Source organism: Thiohalocapsa sp. (genome assembly GCF_019695415.1).
Lineage (GTDB): Bacteria > Pseudomonadota > Gammaproteobacteria > Chromatiales > Chromatiaceae > Thiohalocapsa.
Window position 1 is genome coordinate 1 of sequence record NZ_JAIFKJ010000482.1, and the last position, 9,697, is coordinate 9,697.

The following is a 9,697-nucleotide window of genomic DNA, read 5'->3' on the forward strand; positions in this document are numbered from 1 at the left end:
CGGCCTCGATGCCGCCGGCATCGAGCAGGCGGTGCGGGCGGAGATGGCGGCGCTGGACGTGGAGCCGGACCGGCTCAAGCGCCGCGGGATGCAGGTGGTTTAGGGGCGAGGATCGAGGTGCGAGGTGCGAAGGCGCCGTTACATAGTCCTGAAACTGTAGTTGGACGGCCGTCAGGGTGAGCCTCGCGAGGTGACTGGCAAGGCACAACGATGAGGAATAGCCGCTCTATTCGAGCGGTTTTAACGCCGCACTTCCCGTCGCGTCCGCGTCGCTTCGGCAAGTCGCTGTTCTGGAGACGCTCACCGCCTGACGAGGTCGATGACTTAGTGCCCATTAATCGCGGCGACCACGTCGGCGCTCGCTGCAACCGCCTGCCAGTAATCCCGATGCATGGTCCGGGACGCGTCGGCATCGACGTAGACCTCCACGAGGATCGCGGCGTCAGGCCCGGAAAGCGTTGCGGCCTTGCTCATGGCCGTATCGAAGTCCGCGCTGGTTTCAACGCGCCGGTGCGCGAGGCCGAATGCCGCCGCCAGGCTGCCGAGGTCCGGTGCTACGGGCGTGCGCCAGAGCCGCTGGAAGTCCGGTAGACCGTGCTGCGGCAGGTAGTCGAAGATGCGCCCGCCGCCGTTGTTGATGACGATCACTGGGCGTCGCAGTCGGCCGTGCAGCAGCCAGCCGCTCAGGTCATGGACGGCGGACAGGTCACCGAGGAGCGCCCAGCAGGGCGGGACAGCGTCGCCTGGCGCCGCATGGCTCAGCCCGGCGACGGTGGAGAGCTGACCATCGATGCCGCTGGCGCCGCGGTTGCCATGCAAGGTGAGGGGGTCCGTCCGTGTACCGGACCAGGTGTCGAGCTGGCGGATGGGCAGAGAGTTGCCACAGAACAGGGCCTCGCCCGCCGGGATCCGAGCGAGCAGGTGCCGGAGCATGTGCGCCTCGCACCAGTGGGTTGCGGCGAGATGGGCGTCGGCAATGGCGCGGACCTGGTCATCGGCGCGGCTCCAGCGCTTGCGCCAAGCCGGATCGGGTGCGGCGGCGGGCGCGAGGGCCGCACAGACGGCGGCAGGCTCGGCGACCATGCGCCCGCGGGCGCCGTGCTCCGGGTCGCGCCAGCCGCCGGCGGGATCTACCAGCAGCGACGGTAGGTTGGCGAGCCATTGGCCGAGCACTTTCGATACCGGTGCACCGCCGAATCGCAGCACCCAGTCCGGGCGCAGGGCGCGGGCGGCGCTGGTATTGCGCAACAGCGCATCGTAGGCGGTGATCACGGTATCCGAGGCGGGTCCCCATCGCAGCCCCGAGAGCGGGTCCGCAAGCACGGGCAGTGCCAGCCGGCGGGCGGCGTCTCGCAGCGCCGGTGCGAAGTCCGGCCTGTACAAGCCTGGGCCGATGACGATGAGCCCGTTGCCTGCGGGAGCCGGGAGGGTCGCCAGGCCGGTGGCCGCGACGACGCCGCCCCGCCAGCCCGACGCGGCGGGTGCCGTGCTCGCCGGCGAGGGTAGGGGGGCGCAGTCGGCCTTCGGCACCAGCGGCTCTGCGAAGGGCAAGTTGATCTGCACCGGACCGCGCCTCGGGCCCAGGGCAACGGTCGCGGCGCGTAGGCCGAGGGCGGTTACCGCAGCGCGCGCAGCGTCGTCCGCCTGCGGCAGCCCCGGGTCGTGCGACTCCCGGGCGAAGGCGCCGAAAAGCCGCGTCTGGTCAATGGTCTGGTTGGCACCGAAGCCGCGCAGTGTGGGCGGCCGATCTGCGGTGAGCAGCACCAGCGCCACGCCGGTCTCGCTCGCCTCGATGACCGCTGGATACCAGTGCGCCGGGGCAGAGCCCGAGGTGGCGAGCAGGGCGACTGGTCGTCCCGAGGCTCGGGCTGCGCCCAAGGCGAAGAATCCGGCGCTGCGCTCGTCCAGGATGGGGATCAATTCCAGGTCTGCTGCTCGCTGCCCGGCGAGAACCACCGGCGTCGAGCGTGAGCCCGGCGACAGCACCAGGGTGCGTACACCGCCGGCGCCGAGCCCCGCCAGCAGCGCGTCCGCCCAGCGCAGGTTGCTGCAGCCCTGATCTGCTTCAGTCATGAGCCTGGGCGATGTTGCGGGTAGTGCTTGGAAGGCAGGACGGCATACGCCTGTGCTGCGGACCACGCGAGCGCTCAGGCATAGCGCAGGGCCGAGAGCATGGCCGCAAGCTTTGCCTCGGTCTCGCCCCACTCCGCGGCCGGGTCGGAGCCTGCGACGATGCCGGCACCGGCGAACAGCTCCGCCTCGGCGCCGCTCACCTCGGCGCAGCGCAACAGCACCCAGAGCTCGCCGTCACCGTTCGGATGCAGGATGCCGGCAGCACCGGTGTACCAGCCTCGGGTGAAGGGCTCCATCTGTCGCAGCCAGGTCTGGGCCGCTGCACGCGGCTGCCCGTTGGTGGCGGGTGTCGGATGCAGGCGTGCGGCCAGGTCGAGTAGCCGCACCCCCGGCCTTGGCCGGGCAGTGATGGGGCTCCAAAGGTGCTGCGCGTTGCTGAGCTGCATCACCTGCGGTGCGCTCGGGACGCGGAAGCCCTCGCAGCAGTCAGCGAGCGCCGCGCGCACGGCGTCGATCACGAACCGATGCTCGCGTAGATTCTTCTCGCAGCGGAGCAGTCCGTTGCGCAGGGCCGCGTCGTCCTCCAGGGACTCCCCCCGTCCGGCGGTGCCGGCGATTGCATCCACCTCCAGCCGACCGCCCGTGAGACCGAGCAGGCGCTCCGGCGTTGCAGCGACGAAGCTCCGCCCGTTGCGCCGCAGCTTGATGGTCTGGCAGGACGGAAACAGGCAGCCCAGCGCATCCACCAGCCGCGCCACGTCGAATGTTCGCGGCCCCTGCACGCTGAGTCGCCGCGAGAGCACCACCTTGTCTAAGTTACCTGCGTCGATCTGCGCCAGCGCGCCGCGCACCAGCCGTTCCCAGTCAGCGGCCTCCGGCTCCTCGCGGGCGCGCCGCAGCCGGGCAATGGGCCTGGGCCCGGCCGGGGGCTCGTACAGGACCGGTATGAGCTCACGCAGCCGCCTGCGCCAGTGCCGGAGCAGGTCCTCTGGATCCGCTGGGAGTTTAGTCGAGAATACCAACGCGGCCTCATGGTCGCGGGCAACGATGCCGATCTCCGGTACCCAGAGCAGGGCGTTCGGCAGGTGCTCGCTGCCGGCCGCAGCCCCCGGCTCAGCGGCAGCCGACGGCGGCGTCTCGGTGGCGGCGAACCCAAGGAGGGAGAAGGCGTCGAGCCCTGTTCCGTCGGGATCTACGCGATGCCAGTGCGAGCCCGGCAGGGCTTGCGCCAGGTCGGCGAGCCGTTCGGCGCCCGTCGCAGACCAGGCCGCGGCTTCACCATAGCCAGCGTGCAGGTCGCCGCGCTGAGGGTGGCGGAATTGGAATTGGCGCCCGGCCAGCTCCGGTGCCGCCGTCGGTGCGTGCGGCAGTGCGAGCAGCACGGATTGCAGACCGCCGTGATCCGCGAGGGGCAGCCGCGCCAGGGTCTCCGCTAGACGCGTCTCCAACTGCTCCAGGATGGCGACGGGGGCGAGCATGTCCATGGCTGGCGACGGTACGGACATCGTAGGGGCGATGACGTGAGGTGACGGCGACAGGCGAGTTGCTATGGTTGGCCATTCTGACGAACGCTTCGCAGCGACGTCCGCTGAGAGGCCTGAGACTGGCTTAACCGCGGCGGTGGCAGCGTAGGGGCGTTCAGGGCCGGAGCATCGACCTGTCCCTTCGGGTGCAGCTCAGCAAGCTGCAAGCCGCCAGGAGCAGGTCTGTGCGGTCGGCCCCGTCTGCGCGCTGCCGCCGGCTGATCGGGATACTCAGCCGTCAGTCGACGCCGCCGTGGTGCGCCAGAAATCGTCCAATGTGGCGATGGTCCGAGTGGGCCGTTCCCATTGCGGGATGCCGAGCGTCGGCTCGACCTTCGTGGCGCGCCAGTTGCGATGCGAAGCCAGCAAGCCCGGCAGCAGATCGAAGGTGACGTTGGCGTCCTTGTCGTAGATCACCAGCACCGGCAGCTGCAGTTTGGCGTACAGGGTCTCGACGGCATTGCGCGTGAACAGCTGCCCGGAGAGGAAACGATAGGGCGCGTGCATGGCGCCCGGCTGGTGCGACGTCGCATAGGCGTAGTCGATCAGCTCGTCTGGGGGCTCGCCGACATAGCTCTGGCGCAGGAAAAACCGGATGCCACCGCGCTTGGTGAGGAGGCCGTAGAGCCCGGAGCCCAACCCCGGCAGGGTGAACACGCGGTGCAGCGCTTTGCCGACCCCGCCGGAGGGCAGTCGCCGGTCGCTGAATCCGGTGGGGGAGAGCAGGGCGAGCGAGACGAACCGCTCCGGCGCCGCGAGGCAGGCCCGGGCGGCGAATTCCGAGCTGAGCGAGAAGGCCACGACATCCGCGGGCTCCTTCACCACATCCGCAAGGAAGGCGTTGATGGCCTCTGCATAGAGCGCAGGCGAGTAGGGGCGGTCGCTGCGATCTGAGAAGCCGAAGCCCGGCAGGTCCGGCGCGTAGACCCGCCGCTCGGCGCGATAATGCTCGAACAGCGGCTTCATCTCGAACACGCTTGGGGCGGCGTTGATGCTGTGCAGCAGCACCAGGGGGCGGGTGCCCTCGGGGCCGTCTGCGTACCAGCTGATCTCTTTCAGCTCTGGCGTTGCATAGACCTCGCGCGGGGCATCAACCGCCGGCGGCAGCGGTACCTGCTCGCTATGTTGGCCCATGGAGGTGCCGACCGGCGCGGCGGGCAAAGGCAGCGTGGCGCTCTGAATTCCGGGTGCTTGCATGGACATCGGGCGCTCCTGTGGACGGCGATGGGATCGCCTGGGTTCGGTTCCCGGGTCGGTGCTGCGCTCAGGGCTCGACGGGGAGCAAGACCTCGTTGCGCCGCAGGAAGCCTGGGACGAAAACCGCATTGTAGCGCGCGAAGACGGGTTCACCGACGGGCTCGAGCCCGGCTTGCGTCACAGCGTTCCGAAGGCGCTGTGCTTGTGCCTGCCAGTCCGCCTCGTCCCAGCTACCGCCGGCGCGACGCGCGGCGACCAGGCGCCGCGGGATCTCGCGGACGCGAACGTCCTCATCTGCTGGCCGCGGCAGCATGGCCAGAGGGTACTCCTGCGCCATCACGAACTGCACCAGCCAGGCGTCTTCGCCGACCTGCTCTTGCATGGCCGGGGCGAGCATGGGGAGCTTACGCCCGCTGCTGTTATCGCCGCGGATGTAGTCCAGCAACAGGCCGAAGGCGGCATCATCAGCGCCCGCGAAATCGCCGGTGACCTGCGTCTCCGCCACCCGCATGGGCGCATATTCGCGCAGCTCGAAGCCTTCGTTGCGCTCTCGGACCTCGTAATCCGGTCCTTCAGGGCGCACCAGCGCCAACACGATCAGCACCGCCGGCAGCAGCATGCCGGCGAGGATCCAGTATTGCAGTTTGAACAGCGGCATGACCGAGGACTCGGGTTGTTGGGCTTCTGCTTCAGGCGACCCGACATTCAACCACCGCTGAGGTCCAGCGGCGTTGTCGGAGGTCAAGCCACAGCGGAGCGCAGCGCCGTGCTGCGGGACGCGCCGGGCAGAACCCGGCTTGGCCCGCTATCATGGTCAGTGCAGCGGCGTCGCAACCACTGTGCACCCACTGCCGGCCACCCGGGCCATGCCCTATTCGAGAATCACCGCCAGTCGAGTCAGCAACATGAGCCGACACCGCATCGCGCCGCCGCCACCCTTAGACGCCGGAGGCGCCATGCCGGCGCGGCATCGGCGGCGACGACCCCGGCCGATGCTGCCGGCGCTGCTGCTGTGTGCCCTGGCGACGTCGGCACCGTCGCCTGCCGCGGAGGACGCAGCCGACGACGCCGCCGCGGAGGTCACCGGCGAGCAGATCTACGCCTACTGCGTGGACTGCCACGGCAAGCGAGGTGAGGGCGGTGACGGCGGTACCTACCCGCGCATCGCCGGACTCCCGCAGCCCTACATCGACCGCCAGCTGCACGCCTTCAAGTCGCAGGCCCGGCGCACTAAGCCCATGGTGCCCATCTTCCAGCACCATCGGTTCGATGCCGAGATCATCGACCTCGTCGCCGGACATGTTGCGGGCTTCAGCCCGCCGCGGCTCAGCCTCTGGCCCTACGAGCCGAGCGCGGCAGCGCTCGAAGCCTTTGCTGACAAGGCCGCGTTCGAGGCCGCCGGCGCCGAGCTCTATGCAGACGCCTGCGCCGGCTGCCACGGTGCCGACGCCAGCGGTGACGACGCCGGAAAGGTGCCGCCGTTGATCGTCCAGTACCCTGCCTACCTGAAGAAGCAGATTGGCGATTTCGCCCGCGGGGAGCGCAAGATGCCTGCGGATGCGCGCTGTGGTGAAGTCCCGCCCGCGCAGGCGGAAGCGGTGATCTCCCACATCGTGGAGCTCGGCAAGTGATACCTGCGGGCCGCATGTGCGCCGCGGCCGGAAGCGCCGCGCGCTGACCCCACAGGCCGCTGTGTCCGGCTGCCCCGATCATCGGGTCGCAGTCCCGCGCACGGCGGCAAACCTACAGCCGGTCCACCGTCGGGCCGGATCCGTCGCCACCAGCAACCGCGAGCACTCATGCCCGAAGGTCCCCCCGAGTTCAAACCCGGCCAGCGCTGGCTGTCCGAGACCCAGGCCGAGCTCGGGCTCGGCATCGTCGAGGCCAGCGACGAGCGCACTGTCACCCTGCAGTTCCCAGCCACCGGCGAGCAACGGCTTTACGCGAGGCGCAGCGCGCCCCTATGGCGGGCGGCGTTCGGTGTCGGCGATGTTGTCCGGGACATCGAGGGACTGGAGGTCACCGTCGTGGCTGTGGACGAGCAGTCGCAGCTCCTGGTCTATACCGGTGAGGACGCCAGCGGCGGCACCCACAAAGTGCCGGAGCAGCTCTTGGCGGCGGATCTTCACCTGAACCGCCCGCAGCAGAAGCTGCTCGCCGGGCGGGTCGACCGCGATACCTGGTTTCGGCTGCGCCAGCGTACCTGGCGCCACCGCGGCGAGTGGCCCGGGGAGCCCGTGCGCGGGCTTGTGGGTGCGCGGATCGCGCCCATCCCGCACCAGCTCTACATCGCCGCCGAGGTCGCCGAACGTTTCGCGCCGCGCGTGCTGCTGGCGGACGAAGTGGGTCTGGGCAAGACGATCGAGGCGGGGCTCATTCTGCACCGTATGCTGCTGGACGGCCGCGCCCGGCGGGTGCTGATCCTGGTGCCGGAGGCGCTGCTGCACCAGTGGCTGGTGGAGCTGCTGCGTCGGTTCAACCTGCGCTTCGCCTTGTTCGACCGTGAGCGTATCCAAGCCTTCGGCGCCGGCAACGCCTTCGAGACCGAGCAGCGCGTGCTCTGCTCCCTGGACCTGCTGACGGAGACCCCCGCCCATGCTGCCGCCGTGCTGGGAGCTGACTGGGATCTGCTGATCGTCGACGAGGCCCATCATCTGGCGTGGACGCCGGAAGACAGCGGCCTCGACTACGATCTGGTGGAGGCTCTGGCGGACCAGACACCGGCGGTGCTCCTGCTGACGGCGACGCCGGAACAGCTCGGCCGCGCGGGACACTTCGGCCGGCTGCGGCTGCTGGATCCGGAGCGCTTCTCCAACTACGAGGCCTTCTTGGCCGAAGAGAAGGACTATGCCGCCATCGCCGACATCGCCGGCCGGCTGCTGGAGGACGCGCCGCTGACCGACGCCCAGCAGACACGGCTCTCGGAGCTGCTGGGCGACACCGCCACTCTGGACACGGCCACGATTGTCGAGCGCCTGCTGGACCGCCATGGCACCTCGCGACTGTTGTTCCGCAATACGCGCGCCGGGGTCGCCGGCTTCCCGGAGCGCCACGCCCACGCCTATCCGCTAGCGGCGCCGAATGGCTACGGTGGCGGCGTGGAGCCTATCCATCCGGAGGTCGGCGCCGGCGACGACTGGCCCGCGCAGGATCCCCGGGTCGCCTGGCTTGCGGAGTTGCTTCGGGATCTGCACCCGGCCAAGGTCCTGCTCATTGCCGCTCATGCGGACACGGTGCTGGCCCTGCGCACATACCTGCACGAACGCCTCGGCGTGCATGCGGCGGTGTTCCATGAGGGCATGGAAATCATCGAGCGGGACCGAGCGGCGGCCTACTTTGCCGACCCCGAGGAGGGCACGCAGCTGCTGCTTTGCTCGGAGATCGGCAGCGAGGGACGCAATTTCCAGTTCGCTCACCACCTGGTGCTCTTCGATCTACCGCTGGACCCGGAGCTGCTGGAGCAGCGCATCGGTCGCCTCGACCGCATCGGCCAGACCAGCAGCGTCGAAATCCACGTCCCCTATCTTGCCGGCACCGCCATGGAAACCCTGTACCGCTGGTACGCCGACGGACTGGATGCGCTGTCGCAGCACTGCCCGGCGGCCGCGACGGTCTACGAGCAGCTCGGGGGGCACCTGAAGACGCTGCTGGACGAGGGTGCTGACCCCAACGGCAGCGCCGTGGATACGCTGGTGCGGGAGGCGGCCGCTCTGCGGCAGACGCTGAACGCCCAGCTCGCGGCCGGCCGCGACCGCCTTCTGGAACTGGGCTCCCATCGGCGGGCGGTTTCCGCGGAGCTAGTGCAGGGCATGGAAGACATGGACCGTGACCCCGCCCTGTTCGAATACCTGAGCGCCTTCTGGGATGCCTTTGGCGTCGATCAGGAACCCGGCCCCGGCGGCTCTCTGGTGCTGCACCCCGGCCGCCACATGCTCCAGGAGCAGTTCCCAGGGCTGCCGGAGGACGGCCTCACCGTCACCTTCGACCGCAACCATGCGCTGGCGCATGAGGATCGGGCCTTCCTGACCTGGGAGCACCCGTTGGCCCTTGCTGCCATGGACCAGCTTGCGGGATCGGATCTCGGTAGTGCGGCGATCATCCTCACCCGTAACCCGCGCTTCAACGCAGGCGCGCTGCTGCTCGAGATGCTCTATGTCGCCGAGTGCCCGGCGCCGCCGGCGCTGCAAGTGCAGCGCTTCCTGCCGCGGCTCGGCTTGCGGCTGCTGCTCGACGAGCGCGGCGCAGACCACGCAGACGCCATCGCCACCGATGCGCTCAGCGGCAAGTGCCTCACGGGCAACCGCAAGCTCGCCTCCGCACTCATCACCGCCAAGCAGCAGTTGATCGAGCGGATGTTCGCCGCTGGAGAGGTGCGCGCCGAGACCGCCGTCTCCGAGATGCGCGCGGCGGCCGTGGCGCGCATGCAAGTGATGCTTGATGCGGAAATCGAGCGCCTGACGGCTCTGGCCAAGGTCAACGCCGCCGTCCGTGACGAGGAAATCGCCCAGCTCCAGCTGCGTCGCGAGCGCCTGGAGCAGGTCCTCTCCCGCGCCCATCTGCGGCTGGATGCGCTGCGGCTGGTGGCGCACGGGTAAGGCTCAAGGGGCGAGGGGCTAAGTGCAGGGGTACAGGACGGCGGGGGTGCAGGAGTGCTGGAGTGCGGGGTGCGGGAGTAGGCGTGCGGGACTTGAGCGGTCTCGGGTTGGGTGTTGCAACGGGCATCCGGCCCAGCCTGTCAACCCAGCCACTTTGATCCTCTTCTCTCCTGGGCGTCCCGCATGCCAGCCATTGACTTTGACCGACGGCGGCTACTGCCCGCCCCACCGGCCGCCCTCGGCGCACGCGCCCGTCCCGCCTCTGCTCTGTGCCCCGCCGCCGTCCTCGGCACCATCGCCCCCCGGTTG

6 protein-coding genes are annotated in these 9,697 nt (G+C 69.6%); 2 read left to right on the plus strand and 4 right to left on the minus strand.

The genetic code is table 11. The annotated features are described in order from the left end of the window. Positions 1–324 precede the first annotated feature (324 nt). From menD to I6U14_RS13490, 4 genes are all read right to left on the minus strand, one after another. Complete coding sequence (menD, locus tag I6U14_RS13475) at positions 325–2,073, minus strand: 2-succinyl-5-enolpyruvyl-6-hydroxy-3-cyclohexene-1-carboxylic-acid synthase (protein WP_296900037.1); 1,749 nt, start codon at positions 2,071–2,073, stop codon at positions 325–327. Positions 2,074–2,147: 74 nt separating this feature from the next. Next, a complete protein-coding gene (locus I6U14_RS13480; protein WP_296900038.1) occupies positions 2,148–3,551 on the minus strand; it encodes an isochorismate synthase MenF in 1,404 nt (467 codons plus the stop codon). 276 nt (positions 3,552–3,827) lie between these two features. After that, positions 3,828–4,799 carry an alpha/beta hydrolase gene (locus I6U14_RS13485; protein ID WP_296900039.1) on the minus strand — a complete coding sequence of 324 codons (972 nt, stop codon included), beginning with the start codon at positions 4,797–4,799 and terminating at the stop codon, positions 3,828–3,830. A 61-nt stretch (positions 4,800–4,860) separates the two neighbouring features. After that, a complete protein-coding gene (locus tag I6U14_RS13490) occupies positions 4,861–5,451 on the minus strand; it encodes a heme-binding protein (RefSeq protein ID WP_296900040.1) in 591 nt (196 codons plus the stop codon). 247 nt (positions 5,452–5,698) lie between these two features. On the opposite strand from I6U14_RS13490, the gene I6U14_RS13495 reads away from it, so the two are divergent. Both I6U14_RS13495 and rapA read left to right on the plus strand, forming a co-directional pair. Then, complete coding sequence (locus tag I6U14_RS13495) at positions 5,699–6,424, plus strand: c-type cytochrome (RefSeq protein ID WP_296900041.1); 726 nt, start codon at positions 5,699–5,701, stop codon at positions 6,422–6,424. A 168-nt stretch (positions 6,425–6,592) separates the two neighbouring features. Continuing rightward, a complete protein-coding gene (rapA, locus tag I6U14_RS13500) occupies positions 6,593–9,388 on the plus strand; it encodes an RNA polymerase-associated protein RapA (RefSeq protein ID WP_296900042.1) in 2,796 nt (931 codons plus the stop codon). Positions 9,389–9,697: the final 309 nt, after the last annotated feature.